At 74.8% G+C, this 17,869-nt stretch carries 12 protein-coding genes; 6 read left to right on the top strand and 6 right to left on the bottom strand.

The features are described 5' to 3' along the window. Positions 1 to 194 precede the first annotated feature (194 nt). Positions 195 to 1,616 (bottom strand): DEAD/DEAH box helicase, encoded by a 1,422-nt coding sequence (locus tag ASD19_RS05840; protein ID WP_055990565.1) that lies wholly within the window; start codon positions 1,614 to 1,616, stop codon positions 195 to 197. Between the two features lie 208 nt (positions 1,617 to 1,824). Between ASD19_RS05840 and ASD19_RS05835 the strand changes: the two genes are divergently transcribed. Continuing rightward, positions 1,825 to 2,541: a ferritin-like fold-containing protein gene (locus ASD19_RS05835; protein ID WP_055989676.1), complete on the top strand. Its 717-nt coding sequence runs from the start codon at positions 1,825 to 1,827 to the stop codon at positions 2,539 to 2,541. Here ASD19_RS05835 and ASD19_RS05830 read toward each other — a convergent pair. Genes ASD19_RS05830 through ASD19_RS05820 form a run of 3 tightly spaced genes read right to left on the bottom strand, consistent with a single transcriptional unit; the run spans position 2,538 to position 3,719 of the window. After that, positions 2,538 to 3,200, bottom strand: coding sequence for a DUF6226 family protein (locus ASD19_RS05830; protein ID WP_055989673.1), 663 nt, complete (start codon positions 3,198 to 3,200; stop codon positions 2,538 to 2,540). The two genes, ASD19_RS05835 and ASD19_RS05830, sit on opposite strands and share 4 nt — an antisense overlap. A 1-nt stretch (position 3,201) precedes the next feature. Then, positions 3,202 to 3,492, bottom strand: coding sequence for a hypothetical protein (locus ASD19_RS05825; protein WP_055989671.1), 291 nt, complete (start codon positions 3,490 to 3,492; stop codon positions 3,202 to 3,204). Between the two features lie 5 nt (positions 3,493 to 3,497). Then, entirely contained in the window at positions 3,498 to 3,719 is a 222-nt protein-coding gene (locus ASD19_RS05820; RefSeq protein ID WP_055989668.1) for a DUF3107 domain-containing protein, read from the bottom strand. 128 nt (positions 3,720 to 3,847) lie between these two features. On the opposite strand from ASD19_RS05820, the gene ASD19_RS05815 reads away from it, so the two are divergent. The 3 genes from ASD19_RS05815 to ASD19_RS05805 are packed head-to-tail and all read left to right on the top strand — an operon-like array spanning position 3,848 to position 11,413. Further along, complete coding sequence (locus tag ASD19_RS05815) at positions 3,848 to 4,648, top strand: fructosamine kinase family protein (RefSeq protein WP_055989665.1); 801 nt, start codon at positions 3,848 to 3,850, stop codon at positions 4,646 to 4,648. Positions 4,649 to 4,658: 10 nt separating this feature from the next. Beyond that, positions 4,659 to 7,889, top strand: a complete 3,231-nt coding sequence (locus tag ASD19_RS05810; protein ID WP_055990562.1) for an ATP-dependent helicase — start codon at positions 4,659 to 4,661, stop codon at positions 7,887 to 7,889. After that, positions 7,886 to 11,413: an ATP-dependent helicase gene (locus ASD19_RS05805; protein ID WP_082543009.1), complete on the top strand. Its 3,528-nt coding sequence runs from the start codon at positions 7,886 to 7,888 to the stop codon at positions 11,411 to 11,413. Before ASD19_RS05810 ends, ASD19_RS05805 begins: the two co-directional genes overlap by 4 nt. Here ASD19_RS05805 and ASD19_RS05800 read toward each other — a convergent pair. Then, a complete protein-coding gene (locus ASD19_RS05800) occupies positions 11,338 to 12,633 on the bottom strand; it encodes a phosphotransferase (protein ID WP_055989662.1) in 1,296 nt (431 codons plus the stop codon). The genes ASD19_RS05805 and ASD19_RS05800 overlap by 76 nt on opposite strands. 129 nt (positions 12,634 to 12,762) lie before the next feature. Here ASD19_RS05800 and nudC point away from each other — a divergent pair, with 129 nt between their 5' ends. Together nudC and ASD19_RS05790 are read left to right on the top strand one after the other, a co-directional pair. Continuing rightward, a complete protein-coding gene (gene nudC / locus ASD19_RS05795) occupies positions 12,763 to 13,674 on the top strand; it encodes an NAD(+) diphosphatase (RefSeq protein ID WP_235562981.1) in 912 nt (303 codons plus the stop codon). Continuing rightward, complete coding sequence (locus tag ASD19_RS05790) at positions 13,671 to 15,449, top strand: ATP-dependent helicase (protein WP_082543008.1); 1,779 nt, start codon at positions 13,671 to 13,673, stop codon at positions 15,447 to 15,449. The genes nudC and ASD19_RS05790 overlap by 4 nt, the downstream gene beginning before the upstream one ends. A 790-nt stretch (positions 15,450 to 16,239) precedes the next feature. Here the strand turns inward: ASD19_RS05790 and ASD19_RS05785 are convergent. Then, positions 16,240 to 17,706, bottom strand: coding sequence for a zinc-dependent metalloprotease (locus ASD19_RS05785; protein WP_055989656.1), 1,467 nt, complete (start codon positions 17,704 to 17,706; stop codon positions 16,240 to 16,242). Between the last annotated feature and the right edge of the window lie 163 nt (positions 17,707 to 17,869).

Here is a 17,869-nt window from a genome sequence, read left to right as displayed (position 1 = left end):
CTCACGCCCGTCGATCGGCTCGGGCACCCCTTCGGGGTGCCGCTCGCCGCTCGACCACTGTCGCTTCGCTCCATTGAGGCGTGAGGGCGCGCTTCGCGCGCGGTCGCTTCGCTCCACGCTCGCTGACGCTCGCACGACGGCACAGGTGCTTCGCGAAACGCGGGGGCGGGGTCCCGCCCCCGGGCGTTGCTGGATCAGGCGCCCTGGGCGGTCTGGCCCGAGGCGCGGCGACGGCGACGGCGGCGGCGCGCCGCGGCGGGCTTGCCGTCGTGGTGCTCCTTGCCGGCGCCGTCGTGCGTGCCGGAGCCCTCGGGCTTCTCGGCGGGCGCCTCGGCGGCCTGGTCCTCGGGGCGACGGCGACGGCGCGTGCGCTCCCGGCCCTCGCCCTCGCTGCGGCGCTCGTTGCGCTGCGGACGCTCGGCCTTGGGGGCCGTCGTCAGGCGTCCCTTGGTGCCGGCCGGGATGTCCAGGTCGGTGTACAGGTGCGGGCTCGACGAGTACGTCTCGGTGGGCTCGGGCTGGCCGAACTCGAGCGCGCGGTTGATGAGCGCCCACTTGTGCAGGTCGTCCCAGTCCACGAAGGTGACCGCGATGCCCGTGCGGCCCGCCCGACCCGTGCGGCCGGCGCGGTGCAGGTACGTCTTGTCGTCGTCCGGGATGGTGTGGTTGATCACGTGCGTGACGTCGTCCACGTCGATGCCGCGCGCGGCGACGTCCGTCGCGACGAGCACGTCCTTCTTGCCGGCCTTGAACGCGGCCATGGAGCGCTCGCGCTGCTCCTGACCCATGTCGCCGTGGACGCCGCCCACGTTGAACCCGCGGTCGGTCAGCTCGTCGACCAGGCGCTGCGCGGCGCGCTTCGTGCGCGTGAAGATCACGGTCTTGCCGCGGCCCTCGGCCTGCAGGATGCGGGCGATGACCTCGTCCTTGTCGAGCGAGTGCGCCCGGTAGACGATGTGCTTGATGTTCGCCTGCGTGAGGCCCTCGTCCGGGTCCGTGGCGCGGATGTGGATCGGGTTCGACATGAACCGGCGCGCGAGCGCGACGATCGGACCCGGCATGGTGGCGCTGAACAGCTGCGTGTGGCGCACCTGGGCGACCTTCTGGAAGATCTTCTCGATGTCGGCCAGGAAGCCGAGGTCGAGCATCTTGTCGGCCTCGTCCAGCACGACCTCGGTCGCGTTGGACAGGTCGAGCAGGCGCTGGCCCGCGAGGTCGATCAGGCGGCCGGGGGTGCCGACGACGATCTGCGCGCCGGCCTTCAGCTGGTCGATCTGGCCCTCGTAGGCCTTGCCGCCGTAGATGGCGACGACGCTGGTGGAGCGGTTCGACGTGAGCAGGTCGAGGTCCTCGTACACCTGCACTGCGAGCTCGCGGGTCGGCACGACGATGAGCGCCTTGACGCCGGGTTCCGGGTTCGGCCCGAGGCGCTGCACCACGGGGATGCCGAAGCCGAAGGTCTTGCCGGTGCCGGTCTTGGCCTGGCCGATGACGTCCTGGCCGGGCATCGCCAGGGGGATGGTCTGCTCCTGGATCGGGAACGCGTCGACGATCCCCTTGGAGGCGAGGGCGTCGACGATGTCCTGATCGACGCCGAGGTCGGTGAAAGTGGTCACGATGTGCTCGAGCCTGTCCGGCAGCCAGCGCTGCCTGGGTGAAGTGCGATCCACGCCCTCGATCTGCTCCAGGCGCGGCGGCCCCGATCCGTCGCCGGGGACCGCACCAGCCTACCCGAGGGGTGCGCGGCGGCCCCGGAGCGCGCGACGCGCTCGCGTGGGCGCGGATCGCTCGGGTCCGGGAGCCTCGACGCCGTAGGCTGGCTCCGTGGTCAACTGGAGGTTCTGGGAGCGGCGCCCGCCCGCGCGCATCCTGCGGCTGCGTCCGCGGGGCGAGATGGGCGACGCCACCCGCGTCGACTTCGAAGAGCTCGCGCCGGATGTCGACACGTTCCTGGGGCAGGCCGCATACCTCCAGCTCGGCTACTTCGAGACGCTGACGCGGCTGATCCGCGCGACCCCCGATCTCCAGGAGAAGGAGGCGCTGTCGCTCGCGGCCGGCGCCGCGCTGGTCAAGCACCGCGCGATCGTCGACGTCATCCGGGACCGCGGCGACGAGCCGACCGAGATCATGGCGCCGTTCCGCGAGCAGCTCGACGGCTTCCGGCGCGCGACCATCGGGGCGCGGCCGCGCGAGACCATGCTGTCGGTCCACATCACGGCGGGCATGCTCGACGACTTCTACCGGACGCTGGCCGCCAGCTACGGCGACACGGGGCGCCGGGTGGCGCGCATCCTGAACGTCGACAGCGACCGCGAGCTGATCGTCGACCTCATCCGGGCGACGATCGAGGCCGACGACGAGATGCGCTCCCTGCTGTCGATGTGGGCCCGTCGCCTCGTGGGTGACACGCTGCTGGTCGCGCGCGCCGCACTGCGCCCGCAGAGCCTCGGTGAGGCCGACGAGAAGAAGGTCGAGCCGGTCTTCACGGCGCTCATGGCCGCGCACGCACGGCGCATGGACGCCCTCGGTCTGGCGGCCTAGCGGGCGCCGTCCTCGGTGCCGGCTCGCCGAGGCCAGGCGGCCCAGCCGCCGGGCAGGCGGTCGAGGGTGGGGCGTGCCGCGTCGAGCACGCGCCCGTCGAGCCCCGCGGGCCCTCCGCCGGACCCGCGGCGATCCGTCGTCGCGAGGCGGTGCCACAGCTCGGCGTGCGCGCCGCCCGTGAGCGTCTCGGCGTACCCGCCCGCCGTGACCGCCGCGACCAGCCATTCGAGCTCGTCCGCGCAGGTCTGCCAGGTCTCGTCGCACGCGTCGCAGCCGCAGGCCGGATACGGGAAGTCGTGCAGCAGGCCCGCGTGCACGATCATCCCCGGGAAGTCCGTCCACACGAACGTGAGCGAGGCGGCATCCGGATGCGCCGGGGTCAGCCGAACGGCGCGCAGGACGGAGGGCCGCGGATGCAGCAGGTCGGACGCGAGCTCCGCGCCCTCCTCGACCTGGACGTCGAACGTCGCGCTCAGCCAGTCGACCAGCGCATCGGCGACCTCGTGCAGCGGCGCGAACCGCTCGGGGTGGCTGACGACCGAGCAGCTGTCCTCGGGCGTCCCATCCATGCCCCAGCGCTCCCCGTAGGGACGGCCGAGGTCGTCGACGAACACGGCGGGCGCGATCGGCGGGCGGGCGTACCCGCCCGCCCCGGTCATGTCAGGCCAGGCCCAGGCGGCGGGCGGCGGCCTCGTCGCGCGCGGCGCGCGAGCGGGTGATGGCCGCCGTGCCGGCGACGCCGACGACCGCGGCGGCGGCCAGCGAGATCACCCAGGTCCAGATGTTCGCCTCGCCCAGCCCGGTCCACGTGCACACGCCGTAGGCGACGGCGGCCGCCGCGCCCGCGATCGACGGGGCGAGCGCCACGCCGCGGCGCTCACGGTGCGGCAGGGCGAAGTGCACGCCGACGCCGATCGCCACGGCGGCGATCAGGGCCAGGAGGATGTACACCGGCGTCAGGCCACGAAGCCGACGCGGCGGGTCTCCTCGCTGCCGACCTCGACGAACGCCAGGTTCGCGGTCGGCACGATGTAGGAGTTGCCCTTGACGTCCGTGAGCGTCAGCGGGGCGCCGGACGTGATCGCCTCGGCCACCGTGGCCTTGATGCTGTCGGCGCTCTCCGACGACTCGAAGCTCAGCTCGCGGCCGGTGTTGGTGATGCCGATGCGGATGTCCACGGGTGACTGCCTTTCGTCGCGCCTGACCGGCCGATCCGTGTCGGACGGGCCGTGCGTCAACTCTATGGCAGGGCACGGACGCGGCAGGGCGCTGAACGCTGAGGGCGAAATCGACCGAGACTGGTGACATGCGCGCGACGGTCGTGAAGGAGGACCCGCACGCCCCCGAGGGCTTCTTCGAGTCGGAGGCGGCCGGACTGCGCTGGCTCGGCGGCGCCGACGGGGGAGCGCGGGTCGTGGACGTGATCCGGGTCGGGCCGGGGCGGATCGTGCTCGAGCGCGTCGCCGAGGCGCGGCCGACGCCCGCGGCGGCGCGCGCGTTCGGCGCGGCCCTGGCCCGCACGCACGACGCGGGCGCGGCCGCGTTCGGGGCGCCGCCCGAGGGCTGGGACGGGCCCGGGTTCATCGGGCGGCGGCCGCAGGCGTACGCGCACGAGGCCAGCTGGGGCGCGTTCTACGCCCGCGACCGGGTGCTGCCGTTCCTCGACATCGCGGTTGCGGCGGGCACGGTCACGTGCGACGAGGCGGATCTCGTGCGCCGGGCGTGCGACGCCGTCGCCGCCGGCGCGTTCGACGACGGCGAGCCGCCCGCCCGGGTCCACGGCGACCTGTGGGCGGGCAACGTGCTCTTCTCGCCGGAGGGCGTCGTGATGATCGACCCGGCCGCGCACGGAGGCCACCGGGAGACCGATCTGGCCATGCTGGCGCTGTTCGGAGCGCCGCACCTGAGCGAGATCCTGGCCGGATACGACGCGGCGCATCCGCTGCGGGACGGCTGGCGGGCGCGCGTCCCGTTGCATCAGCTGCATCCCCTCGCGGTGCACGCAGCGGGCCACGGACGTGCCTACGGCGTCGAGCTCGCGCGTGCGGCCGCGGCCGTGCTCGCACTCGCCGGGCGCGATCGCGCCGATGTCCGGGGCCGCCTCTAGCGTGGACGGCATGACCTCTCGCGAGTGGGACGCCGGGCAGCGCGCCGTCCTCGAGCTGCCGGGCGACGCGTCGGGCACGGTGATCGGCGCGCCCGGCACCGGCAAGACCGCGGTCCTGGTCGAGCGCGTCGCGCGTCTGCTCGCTCGCGGGGCGGCGTCCGACGAGGTGGTCGTGCTCACGCCGACGCGCGCATCGGCGACGCGGCTGCGCGACGAGCTCGGGGTGCGCGTCGCCGTCGCGACCCCCGGTCCGCTCGCCCGCTCGATCGGTTCGTTCGCGTTCCAGGTCGTCCGCGCCGAGGCGGTGCGCCGCGGCGAGGAACCGCCGAAGCTGCTCACGGGCGCCGATCAGGACCGGATCGTGGCCGACATCCTGGCGGGCGACGAGGAGGACGAGCGGGACGGGGTCGTCCGCTGGCCGGCCGACCTCGCCGCGCCGGTGCGCGCCTCGAAGGGCTTCCGCTCGGAGCTGCGTGCGTTCCTCAGCGAGCTCGCCGAGCTCGGCGTGGGGCCCGACGAGCTGGAGGGGATGGGGGTGCCGGCCTGGACGGCCGTCGCCGGCTTCGCGAGGGACTACCGGAACGTGCTGGACGGCATGCGCTCGCCCCATCGCGAGGTCGCGGAGCTCTACGCCGAGGCGGCGGCCTCCCTGCGCGCCGGCGCGGTGATCGCCGGGCTCGAGCGGCTGCGCATCGTGCTGATCGACGACGCCCAGGAGCTCACCCGCGGCGGCGTCGCCGTCGTGCGGGCGCTGCGCGCACGGGGCGTCGCGGTGCTCGCGTTCGGCGACCCCGATGTCGGATCCGGCGCGTTCCGCGGCGTGACGCCGGAGCTCTTCCTGGAGCTCGCGACGGCGCTGGGGGAGCGGTTCGTGCTCGACGGCGCGCACCGGGCCGCGCCCGCCCTCACCCGTCTGACCCGCTCGGTGACGCAGGCCATCGGCGCGAGCGGCGTGGTCGCGCACCGCCGCCCGCCGGGTCCTGAGGCCGAGGACGACGGCGCCGTCTCGACGTGCCTGGCCGCGTCTCCGTACGAGGAGGTCGACCGGATCGCGTGGACCCTCCGGGACTGGCACCTGCTCGGAGGCGTGCCGTGGTCCGGCATGGCCGTGATCGCGCACGACACGCGGCAGCTCACGATGCTCGAAGCCGAGCTCGCGGCGCGCGAGGTTCCGACGCGCGCGGCAGGCGTCCAGCGGCCCCTCGGCAGCGAGGCGGTCGTGCACGACATCGTGGAGATCGTGCGGCTCGGCCTGCAGGCCCACGCCGAGCGCGACGCCGAGCGGCTGGTGGAGGCCCTCCGCTCGCCCTTCGGCGGGCTGGACGGCGTCGGTCTGCGCCGCCTGCGGGCCCACATGCGCCACGCCGAGCTCGCCGACGGCGGCAACCGCCCGGCGCGCGAGCTGCTGCACGAGGCGCTGGGGCACCCGGCGACGTTCGACCTGATCGACACCCCGGAGGCCCGCACCGGGCGGCGCCTGGCCGAGACGCTGCGGCTGGTCCACGAGGAAGGAGCGCGCGGGGCGACCATCCACGAGCTGCTGTGGCTGGTGTGGGACCGTGCGCGCACCGGCGACGGCCGCCGCCTGGACCGGGCGTGGCACGAGGCGGCGCAGGGGCAGGGCCCGCTCGCGGCCGAGATCGGGCGCGCCCTCGACGGGCTGGTCGCGCTGTTCGCGGCGGCGAAGCGCTCGGTGGAGCGGAGCCCGGAGGAGGGCCCGCAGCCGTTCATCCGCGAGATCCTCGACAGCGATGTCCCGGAGGACATGCTGGCGGCCCCCGAGCGCGAGGGCGCCGTCACGCTGATGACCCCCGCGAACGCTCTCGGCGTGGAGTTCGACGCCGTCGTGATCGCCGGGGTGCAGGAGGGCGTCTGGCCGAACGTGCGCCTGCGCGGCGGGCTGCTGGAGTCGTGGCGCCTCGCCGACGCCGTCGCCGCGCATCGCGACGGCCGCGCCGGGGCGGAGCCGGCGGGCGTGCTGGACCGGCGGCGCGCGGCCATGCACGACGAGCTGCGGCTGTTCGTGCGGGCGGTCTCCCGCGCGCGCACGCGCCTGCTCGTGACCGCGGTGGACGATGACGACACGGGCCCGAGCGCGCTGTTCTCCTTCCTGCCCGACCCGCCGCCCGACGACGGCCGCGCGGAGCATCCGCTGACGCTGCGCGGGCTGGTCGCACGGCATCGCCGCGCGCTGACGGAGTCGGGCGACGAGCAGGCGCGGGCCGAGGCCGCCGGGCAGCTCGCCATGCTCGCCGCCGCGGGAGTGCCCGGCGCCGACCCCCGCGAGTGGTACGGCGTGCGCGAGCCGTCGACGGACGCGCCCCTGCGCGACCTCGACGCCGGGCCCGCGCGCGTCTCGCCGTCGCGGCTCGAGGCGTTCGAGGAGTGCGGTCTCGGCTGGGTCATCGACAGCCTCGGCGGCAGCACGGTCACCCCGCCGAGCGCCGGCATCGGCACCATCCTGCACGCCGCGCTCGAGCGGCACCCCGACGGAGACCTCGAGGGTCTGCGCGCCGTGCTCGCGGAGCGCTGGCCCGAGCTCGATTTCGAGACCCCGTGGATCGCCGCGAAGGAGCGCGCGAGGGCCGAGCTCTACGTCGATCGCCTGCACGCCTACCTGACGGCCGTGCGCGCCGACGGGGGAGCGCATGTGGCGTCCGAGGCCCCGTTCCGCTTCGCGGTCGACACCCGCCCGGCCGAGGACGCGCCCCCGGCCGTGTACGTGGGCGACGAGATCCACGGCCCGCAGCGCGCCGTGGTGAGCGGTGTGATCGACCGCGTGGAGACGTACCCGACGGGCGCGGGGGAGCATGCGCCCGGGCGCTCGCGAGGCTGGACCGCCATGGAGTGCGGCGATCCGGCGGCCGGCGAGCACGTCGTCGTCGTGGACCTGAAGAGCGGCCGCTACGAGAAGCCCGGCGATGGCGACGTCGTCGAGCACGCGCAGCTGGCCGCGTATCAGGTCGCCGTGCAGGAGGGGCTCGTCGAGGGCGCGCCGGCGGGCTCGCTGGCCGGTGCGCGCCTCGTGATCGTCTCGCAGACGCTCGCCAAGAGCGACTACCGCGTCGCGCACCAGCACCGGCTGGCCGACGAGCCCCGCGCGCAGTTCCTGCGTCGCGTGGCCGAGGCGGCGCGCGGGATGTCCGCGAGCAGCTTCACGGCCCAGGTCGACGCGCACTGCACCGAGGGGATGTTCGTGAAACCCTGCCGCATCCACACGATCGACGCGGTGAGCGCATGACCCTGCGCACCGACCTCGATCCGATTCCCGAGCCGGCCGCAGGCGGCGCGGCGCCGGAGTGGCGCGGCGGACACGGCATCGCCGCGACCGACATCGCCGCCGCGCTGGGCCTGCCGACGCCCACCGAGGCCCAGCAGCGCGTGATCGAGGCGCCGCCCAGCCCGGCGCTCGTGGTCGCGGGGGCCGGCAGCGGCAAGACCGAGACCATGGCGGGCCGCGTGGTGTGGCTCGTCGCGAACGAGCACGTCCGGCGCGACGAGATCCTCGGGCTGACCTTCACCCGCAAGGCGGCCGGCGAGCTCGCCGAGCGGATCGGCGCCCGCCTCGCGCTGATCGACGAGTTCGGGCGGCGCGGGCTGCTGCCGCACCTGCGGGACGTCGTGCGCAGCGGCGCCCTGGCGCGCATCGAGGCCGCCGCGACGCCCGCCCAGCGCGAGGTGGTGCGGCGCGAGGTGCTCGACGCGCTGGCCCGATCCTTCGACACCGGATGGGACCCGACAGCGCCGCGCACGGTCGACGACCTCATGATCCGGCCGCGCGTGGCGACCTACAACGCGTTCGCCGACTCGATCGTGCGCGAGCACGCGGCCCGCATCGGCCGCGACCCGGACGCCGCGATGCTCAGCCAGTCCGCGTCGTGGCTGATCGCGCGGCAGGTGGTGCTGCGGGCGCAGATCCCCGGCCTCGAAGAGGTCGACCGCGCGCTGAACGGCGTCGTGGACGCCGTGCAGCGGCTGTCGGCCGAGGTGCTCGACCACCGCATCGACCTCGACGAGCTGCAGCGCGTCGCGCTCGACCAGGCGGCGGCGTTCGAGCCGTACCGGGAGAAGGAGGCGGTCGACAAGGCAGCTGCGAACCTGCTCGCCACGCCGATCCTGGTGCAGCTCGTGCGCGACTGCATCGCCGAGAAGCAGCGCCGCGGCGTGCTCGACTTCGCGGATCAGGTGAACGGCGCCTACGAGATCGTCGAGACCGCGCCGCAGGTGCGCGAGGACCTGCGGGCGCAGTACCGGGTCGTGCTGCTCGACGAGTACCAGGACACCTCGGTGATCCAGACGCGCTTCCTGGCCGAGCTCTTCCGGGACGGCACCGTGATGGCGGTCGGCGACCCGCACCAGTCCATCTACGGCTGGCGCGGCGCAAGCGCCGACAACCTGTACGCGTTCGACTCCGCGTTCGCGCGCGAGGTGCCCGCCGCGCACTTCAGCCTGATGACGAGCTGGCGCAACGACGCGCGGATCCTCGCGGCCGCGAACCGCGTGCTGCGCCCGCTGCAGGGCCGCGGCTCGTTCACCGTGCCGGAGCTCGAGCCCCGCCCGGGCGCCGGCGAGGGACGCGTGTCGTCGAGGTTCGAGCTCACCGTCGACGACGAGGCCGCGGCCGTGGCCGACTGGTTCGCGCGGGTGCGCGAGGAGCACACGAGCGACAAGCCGCACACGGGCGCGATCCTGTTCCGGTCCAAGAAGCACATGCAGACCTTCGCGAAGGCGCTGGGCGACCGCGGCATCCCGCACCGCATCCTGGGCCTCGGCGGCCTGCTCTCCACGCCGGAGGTCACCGACGTCGTGTCCGTGCTGCGGGTGCTGCACGACCCCACCGCGGGTTCGGCACTCATCCGCCTGCTCGTGGGCCCGCGCTTCCGGATCGGGGTCGCCGACATGGCCGCGCTGTACGACCTGGCGGCCACGCTCGCCGTGCGCGACGGCTCTCTCGCCCCGCTGCCGGACGAGCTGAAGGACCGGCTGCGCACCTCGGCCGGGGTCGACGAGGCCGTGTCGATCGTCGACGCCCTGGACTTCGTCCGCACGGCGCGCGACGACTACCGCCTGCTCGAGGGGATCACGCCGGAGGGACGCGCGCGCCTTCGGAGCGCGGGAGAGATGCTCGACCGGCTGCGCCGCGCGGTGGGGCAGCCCATCCCGGAGCTGATCCGCCTGATCGAGGGAGAGCTGCGCCTGGACATCGAGCTCGCGGCCAACGAGACGCGCGGATCGGCGCGCGTCGCGTCGACGCAGCTGCGCGCGTTCGTCGACGAGGTGCGCGGGTTCCTCGCCGCCGACGAGCGCGGCACGATCGGCAGCCTGCTGGCCTGGCTCGACAAGGCCGAGTCCACCGACGAGCTCATGCCGCGCACCGAGCCTCCCGAGCCCGGGGTGGTCCAGCTCCTCACGATCCACGGCTCCAAGGGCCTCGAGTGGGATGCGGTCGCGGTCGTGCGGATGGTCGAGGACGAGCTCCCGAGCCGCGTGAGCGACACGTCGGGCTGGTTCGGGTTCGGCGTGGCGCCGTTCTCGCTCCGCGGCGACGCGGCCGCGCTGCCGCGGTTCGGCTGGGATCCCGCGGGAGCCATGGCCGAGGCGGGGGAGGATCCCCTCAAGCGGCACAAGGCCGCGCTGGACTCGCTCGCGGCGGGCCGCACCAAGGCCTACCCGCACGGCGGCGCGCTGGTGCGCTTCAAGGACGCCTACCGCGACTACCAGCAGGAGGAGGAGCGCCGGCTCGCCTACGTGGCGGTGACCCGGGCCCGCAGCGACCTGCTGCTGACCGGGGCGCACTGGGCGGGCCAGAAGTCGCCGCGGCGCCCCAGCCCGTACCTCGTCGAGCTGATCGAGGAGCTGGGGCTGGAGGAGGTCGGGGAGGTCGACAAGGACGACAACCCGTACGAGGGCACCGCGCTCACGCGCCAGTGGCCGCTCGACCCCCTCGGGAACCGGCGCGGCCGCGTGATGGCGGCGGCCGAGCTCGTGCGCGCCACGGCACCGGCCGAGCCCACGGGTCAGGCCGCCCGGCTGCTCGCCGAGCGCGAGGAGCGCAGCCGCGGCCGGCGGCCCGCCGCGCCGACCCGCATCCCGGCGTCGCGGTTCAAGGACTACGTCGCCGACTTCGCCGGCACCGTGGCGTCCATCGACCGTCCGCTGCCCGAGCGGCCGTACACGCAGACTCGCATCGGCACCTTGTTCCACCAGTGGGTCGAGCAGCGATCGGGCATCGCGGGGGCTGGATCGTCGACCGACGACGCCCTGTGGGAGAGCGACGAGGAGATCTGGTCGGACGCCGCGACGCCCGAGACCGAGGTCTCGGCCGAGGACGAGGCCGCGCTCGCGCGCCTGCGCGAGACGTTCCTGCGCAGCGAGTGGGCCCCGCTGAGGCCGCTCGAGGTCGAGACCGAGATCGACTTCGCGCTCGGTGCGGCCTCGGAGGCCGGCGGATCGCCTGCGCACATCGTGATCTGCAAGCTCGACGCGGTGTACGAGCGGGACGGCCGGATCGAGATCGTCGACTGGAAGACCGGCAAGGCGCCCCGCACCGCGGCCGAGCGCGAGGAGCGCATGCTCCAGCTCGCGCTCTACCGCCTCGCGTATCACCGCCGGCACGGGGTGCCGCTCGACCGCATCGACGTCGCGCTGTACTACGTCGCGGACGACCTCGTCATCCGCGGCGACCGGATCTACTCCGAGGAGGAGCTGGTCCAGCGCTGGAACGCGGCGCGCGCCGAGCGGCGCGCCTCCTCCGCGTCGCGCTGATCCTCGTCCGGCGAGACCGGATCGGCCTCGGCCGGGCGCTCGCCCTCCGGCGTGGTGACGCCCACGAACTCGGACGGGTCGAGCGGCTGCGTCTCGTTGGCCGCGGACGCGGCCCGCGCCCGCATGTCGTCGCTCCACGAGCCGTCGGCCGCGAGCGAGAGCTCGTCCGGGTCGAACGCGTCGGTCTGCATCGACGTGTCGACGGCCGGCGCGGCGGGCGTGGCGGGCACGTTCGCCAGCACAGTGAGCGCGTCGTCGATGTCGGTGCGCCCGTCGTCGTCGATCTCGGCCAGCAGGACATCGTCGCGCACGCCCTCTGCGAGCGACTCGAGCAGCCGGGCGGCGTCGGCGACGACATCCGCGCGGTGCGCCTCGAGCCCGTGCACGAGCCAGCGAGCGAACTCCAGCTCGGCGTGCAGGCGCGCGCGGACCCGCGCCCCGGCATCCGGCGCGCGGTGCGCGGCCTCGCCGTAGGCACGGAAGATGTCCCGCGCGGCATCCGGGGCCGAGGCGATCCAGCGCAGGTCGACGGCCGGGTCGTCGATCGAGAGCCCGTGCCAGTCGAGCACGCCGGAGACGGCCGGGGCTCCCCGCTCGTCGTCGGTGTAGAGGAACGACGTGGCCTGCGTGCCGCCGAGCACGACGGCCGGCTCGAACGCCCAGAGGCGGTCGTCGTCCACCGCGTCGCGCCAGCGCACGGTCAGCCGCACCGGCAGCCGGCCGCTCGCGCCGGCCGCGTCGATCAACCGGCGCACCTCGGCACGGGACTGCTCAGCCGTGCGCTCACGCAGCCCGGCCGAGCGGACGACGGACGGCGGCAGGGCGTGCAGCGCGGCCAGTGCTCGGCCCACGGACGTGGCGGCGCCCTCGCCGGGCGGGATCTCGTCGGCGTCGATCAGGTAGCCGGGCACGAACGTCGTGACGATCGCCCGTCCGCCCGGCAGCGCGGTCGCGCCGACGTACTCGGGCGCCAGGAACGGCAGCATGCCGCGCACGCCGGGGGTGAGGGCGCGCAGCGCGACCACCTCGGCGGCGATCTCCTGGTCGACGCTCTCCTCGGAGGCGACGCGCGCCACGAGCTCGCGGCCGTCGGCGAGACGGGCGACCGCGGCGTCGAAGCGCCCGCCGCCGCCCGCGGTGAGGCGCCGGACGCCGACGACCTCCACGTCCGGGACGGCCGCCGTGACGGCCGCCGCTAGAGTGAGAGGAGAGCGTGCCATGCCTCCCAGGTTAGGTCGCAACGTCCCGGCGCCCCACCGCGCCACGCCCGCGAGGGCCAGGCGCCCGCGGACGTCCGCCCGTCGGAGACACCGTCGGACAGCCCGTGCGCGCGACGCGAGGAGATGTCGATGAGCCGATCCGCCGCCGTGATCGCGAGCGACCTCGCGGCACCCGAGCGGGAGCTCCCCGGTCTGCTGGAGCGCCTGCGCGGCGACGCGTCCACGCGCGTGCTCGCGGTGCGCGGAGACGCGGCTCCGCGCGCGGCCGGCGACGTCCCCGCCCTGCACGTTGTCGCGCCCGCCGACGTCCCGGCGGGCGCCGAATGGGGCTTCCTCGGTCGCGACGCCGACGGTGCGGCGGTGCTCGTCGCGGCGTTCGATCCGGCCGAGCCGGAGCCGTTCGACGCCCCCGCCGGCTGGGCGGGGCTGCGCGAGATCGGCGCGACCCTGGACCCCGGGGAGACCCACACGTTCATCGTGGCGGTGAGCCTCGGACGCTGGCTCGTCGGCCACCGCTTCTGCCCCGCGTGCGGCGGGCGCGCGGTGCTCAAGCAGGCCGGGTGGTCGCGCCGATGCGAGTCGTGCGGCCGCGAGCACTTCCCGCGCACCGATCCCGCAGTGATCGTGGCGGTGACGGATCCGGGCCGCACGCGCCTGCTGCTCGGAGCCAACGCCGCCTGGGGCGGGCGGATGCACTCGTGCTTCGCCGGGTTCGTCGAGACCGGCGAGTCGCTCGAGTCCGCGATCCACCGCGAGCTGCTCGAGGAGGCGGGTGTGCGGCTCCGCGACCTGCGCTACCGCGGCTCGCAGCCCTGGCCGTACCCCCGCTCGCTCATGCTCGGGTTCGAGGCGGTCGCCGAGGACGTCGAGGCGGCGCGTCCGGACGGCACGGAGATCCTCGCGGTGCGCTGGTTCACACGCGACGAGATCGGCGAGGGCCTGGCCGGCCGGGGGTCCACGGCCTTCCCGAGCGGCGTCTCGATCGCGCACCGCCTGATCCGCGCGTGGTACGACGAGACCGCCCCGGGGGACGAGCGATGAGCGCGCTGGACGGCCTCGACGAGCACCAGCGGGAGGCGGCGTCGATGCTGCGCGGGCCGGTCGCCGTGCTCGCGGGCGCCGGCGCGGGCAAGACGCGCGTGATCACGCACCGGATCGCGCACGGCGTCGACACGGGCGCGTACTCGCCCCAGCGCGTGATGGCAGTGACGTTCACGACAAAGGCGGCGGGGGAGCTGCGCGGGCGCCTCCGGTCGATGGGCGTCGAGGGAGTGTCGGCCAAGACCTTCCACGCGGCCGCGCTCGCCCAGCTCAACTTCTTCTGGCCGCAGATCGCCGGAGACGAGGCCCCGCGCATCGTCGACAACAAGGTGAAGCTCCTCGCGCACGCGGCCGACGCGCTGCGGCTGCGGCCCGACCGGGCGACGCTGCGCGACATCGCGTCGCAGATCGAATGGCGCAAGGTCACGATGCGCTCGATCGAGCAGTACGCGCGGCTCGGCCGCACCGTCGGGTCCCTGCGGCACGAGCAGCTGGTGGACCTCATGGGCCAGTACGAGAAGCTGAAGGACGAGCGCCGGCAGCTTGACTTCGAGGACGTGCTGCTCGCGTGCGCCGGCATGCTCGAGGCCGAGCCGCGCGTCGCGATCGCGGTCCGCGAGCAGTACCGGCACTTCACGGTCGACGAGTACCAGGACGTCTCGCCGCTGCAGAACCGGCTCCTCGAGCTCTGGCTGGGCGACCGCCGCGACCTCTGCGTGGTCGGCGACGCGAGCCAGACCATCTACTCGTTCACGGGCGCGGACTCGCGTTTCCTGCTGGAGTTCGGCACGCGCTATCCGGATGCCACGGTCGTGCGCCTCGAGCGCAACTACCGATCGGACGGCGCCGTGCTCGACGTCGCGAACGCCCTCATGCGCGGGCGTCCCGGCGCCCTGACGCTCGTCGCCGCGCGCGGGGAGTCCTCGTCGCCCAAGCCCGAGGTGACCGCGTACCCCGACGACCAGGCCGAGGCCGAGGGCGTCGCCGACGTGGTCTCGCGCCAGCTGCGGAACGCGACGGCCGACGAGATCGCTGTGCTGTACCGGTCGCACGCGCAGTCCGCGCTCATCCAGCAGGCGCTGGCCGCGCGCGGCATCGCGACCACCGTCCTGGGCGGCACGCGGTTCTTCGACATGCCGGAGGTGCGCCAGGCCGTGCTCGCGATCCGCGCCGCGGCCGTCGCGCCGCACGGCGACGGCTTCGTCGACGAGGTGCGCACCGCGCTGCGCGGGCTCGGGCACCAGGACGAGCCGCCGGCCGCCGGGGGAGCGGTGCGGGACGCCTGGGAGGCGCGCGCGGCCATCCTGCGGCTGGCCGAGGACGCCCCGCAGGGGACGACGCTGCGCTCGTTCGCGGACGACCTGATGGCGCGCGCGAAGGACCAGCACGAGCCGTCCCTGCGCACCGTGACGCTGTCGACGCTGCACGCCGCCAAGGGCCTCGAGTGGCCGCACGTGCACATCATGGGATTCAGCGAGGGGCTGCTGCCCATCTCCTACGCGTCGTCGCTCGAGGGCGTGGACGAGGAGCGGCGCCTGGCCTACGTCGGCATCACGCGGGCCGAGCGAACCCTGTCGATCTCGTGGTCTCGCGGATCGGGACGGGGCGAGCGGTCGCCGTCTCGCTTCCTCGCCGAGATCGGTCCGCACCTGCGTGCGGGCGATGATCGGCGCTCGCCGGCGTCGCCGACCGGCAGAGGCATTCGGGATGAGGGCGGTGCGACCGCCACGACCGGCGCGCCTCGGCGTCCTGGCGCACGGACGTCGTCGCCCTGACGCCGCGCTGCGCCGCGGCGTCGGCCCGAGGCGCGTCGCGCAGCAGCCGGGCGGCGAGGGAGCCCGCCTCCATCGCCCTGGGCCGCGGCACGGGCACGGGCCGGCGCCCGACGAGCTGCGCCGCGATGGCCGGCCAGGCCGGATCCCGGTCGCGCTCGTGCGCGGCCAGGCACGCCAGGCACGCCGTGCGCCCGGGCGCGACGAGCGGCCCGACGGTCGCACCTCCCCCGTCGAACACGACCGGCAGGTGGGCGACGTCCCCGGCCATGAGGCGCGCGGGCAGGTGCGGCGGGACGTGATGCTGTGCCAGCAGCACCACCGCGTCGGCGTCCACCGCGGCCCCGGTGGGCGGCCACGTGGCCGCGAAGCCCGCCGCGCCGAGCGCCTCGGCGACGTCCGTGCACGTGGTCGCGTCCACGCCGTCGGCGGCCCAGAGGGAGATCCGCGGGACCTCCTGCGGACGGGCGAGCGCCGCGTCCACGAGCACCAGGAACGCCTCGAGCTCGGCCGGCGGCACCTCGAGAGCCGCCGTGAGCCGGGCGAGCGTCGCCGGCGCGACCCCGCGCTCCATCGCGTGCAGCACGCGCTGCTGCCAGGGCGGGGGATCCGGCAGCGTCACGACGGCGTGCGCGCCCAGCTGCAGCGTGCGCTCGTCGCGCCAGAGGGCCGGGAGCGCGGGATCGAGTCGCAGGATCGTCATGCCGCCATCGTGCTCGCCCGCGCCGGCGGGCGGCGGCGCTGTCCACAGGACCGGCTCCGCCCGTGCTGGGCGCCGGCCTGTGGACGAGGCTCACACGGGGCGGGGGCCCTCCGGCGTGCCGCCGTCTGGCGTCCCCGGACCCTCGTCGTCACCGCCGCCGGATCCCGCGCCCCCTGCGTCGTCCGGACCGGCGTCCTCCGGGCGGCCGTGCTCGGCCTCCGCGAGAAGCCGATCGAGCGCGTCGTCCATCTCGTCCCGCTGGGGCGCCTCGCCGCGCTGGCTCGCCTCGAGCCGCGCGATCAGCGCCGACGGGTCGTCGATGTCGGTGGACTCGGGGACGAAGTCGGGGGAGTCCCACAGCGCGTCGCGGGCCTCGATGCCGACCGCCTCGGTCACCGCGCGCCACATCGCGGCGGCCTCGCGCAGGCGGCGCGGTCGCAGCTTGAGCCCCACGAGCGCGCCGAGGGCGTCCTCCGCGGGCCCTCCTACGGCTCTGCGGCGGCGGATCGCCTCGGCGATGCGGTCGAGGTTCGGGATCCGCGCGGTCGCGTCGGCGGTGACGACGTCGACCCATCCCTCGATCAGGGCGAGCATGTTCTCGAGGCGGTCGAGAGCGCGCTTCTGCGCCTCGGTCTGCTGCGGCAGGAGCGCGCCGCTCTCCAGGGCCGCGCGCAGCTCGTCCATGTCGGACGGGTCGAACCGCGACGCCATCTCCTCCAGCCGCTCGGTGTCGATGTGCACGCCGCGCGCGTACTCCGTCACCTGCGACAGGACGTGCAGGCGCAGCCACTTGGCGTGACGGAACAGGCGCGCGTGCGCCAGCTCGCGCGCCGCGACGTAGAGCGCCAGCTGATCGTCCGGGATCTCCAGGCCGCGGCCGAGATCCGCGAAGTTCTGCGGCAGGATGGCCGCCGTCCCCGCGGGGAGCACGGGGATGCCGACGTCGCCGCCGCTGACGACCTCGAGCGACAGCTTGCCGACGACCTGGCCGAGCTGGGTCGCGAACAGCGAGCCGCCGACGCTGCGCATCACCTGGCCGGCGTTGGCGACGAGCCCCTGCATCTCCTCGGGGACCTGCGAGCTCAGGCTCTCCGTCAGGGCGTCGGCGACGCTCGTCGCCACGGGCTCGGCGAGCTCCTGCCAGACGGCCAGGCTCTGCTCGACCCACTCGCCGCGTGTGATCGCGCGCGGCATGCTGCCGAGGTCCGAGATCGCGGTCGCCTCCGACAGCCACAGGTCCGCAAGGTGGAAGGCCTGGTCGAGATCGCTGCGCTGGCCCTGCGTGACGCTCAGGCCGTCCTGGTTGGACAGGTGCAGCGCCTGGCGCTTGGTGACCTCCCAGGGGATGCCGCCGCCCGACTGCCGGAACGCGCTCTGCAGGTTCTGCATGACCTGCGAGAGCGTCGCCGGGTCGATCTGCCCGCCCGTCAGGCGGGCGAGCTGCTCGGGGTCCATCCGCGCGAACTGCGACGGATCGAAGTCCTCGCCGGACGCGCCGAACAGCTGCCGCATCAGCTCCTGGAACTGCTCCTCGGGGGAGCGGTCGTCATCTGCCACGTCAGCCGCCTTTCAGCCGGTCAGTCCGATCGAGAACTACGCTAGTCTCACCCGTCCCCGCCCAGCCGGGCTTCGCCGCGAGCGCTGTACGCCGCCCGCGAACGACGGCGCGAAAGGAAGCTGTGACGCAGTACGAGGGTGCGGAGCCGGTCCGCGAGCACGC

Source organism: Microbacterium sp. Root53, assembly GCF_001426925.1.
Lineage (GTDB): Bacteria > Actinomycetota > Actinomycetes > Actinomycetales > Microbacteriaceae > Microbacterium.
Note: the sequence above shows the minus strand (reverse complement) of the source record. Positions and strands in the feature narration are given on the sequence as shown.

Excerpts from the sequence above, each read along its gene's own strand:
- ASD19_RS05830 (WP_055989673.1), bottom strand. The coding sequence starts at position 3,200 with ATGACCGGGGCGGGCGGGTACGCCCGCCCGCCGATCGCGCCCGCCGTG.
- ASD19_RS05815 (WP_055989665.1), top strand. The coding sequence starts at position 3,848 with ATGCGCGCGACGGTCGTGAAGGAGGACCCGCACGCCCCCGAGGGCTTC.
- ASD19_RS05810 (WP_055990562.1), top strand. The coding sequence starts at position 4,659 with ATGACCTCTCGCGAGTGGGACGCCGGGCAGCGCGCCGTCCTCGAGCTG.
- ASD19_RS05805 (WP_082543009.1), top strand. The coding sequence starts at position 7,886 with ATGACCCTGCGCACCGACCTCGATCCGATTCCCGAGCCGGCCGCAGGC.
- ASD19_RS05800 (WP_055989662.1), bottom strand. The coding sequence starts at position 12,633 with ATGGCACGCTCTCCTCTCACTCTAGCGGCGGCCGTCACGGCGGCCGTC.
- nudC (WP_235562981.1), top strand. The coding sequence starts at position 12,763 with ATGAGCCGATCCGCCGCCGTGATCGCGAGCGACCTCGCGGCACCCGAG.
- ASD19_RS05790 (WP_082543008.1), top strand. The coding sequence starts at position 13,671 with ATGAGCGCGCTGGACGGCCTCGACGAGCACCAGCGGGAGGCGGCGTCG.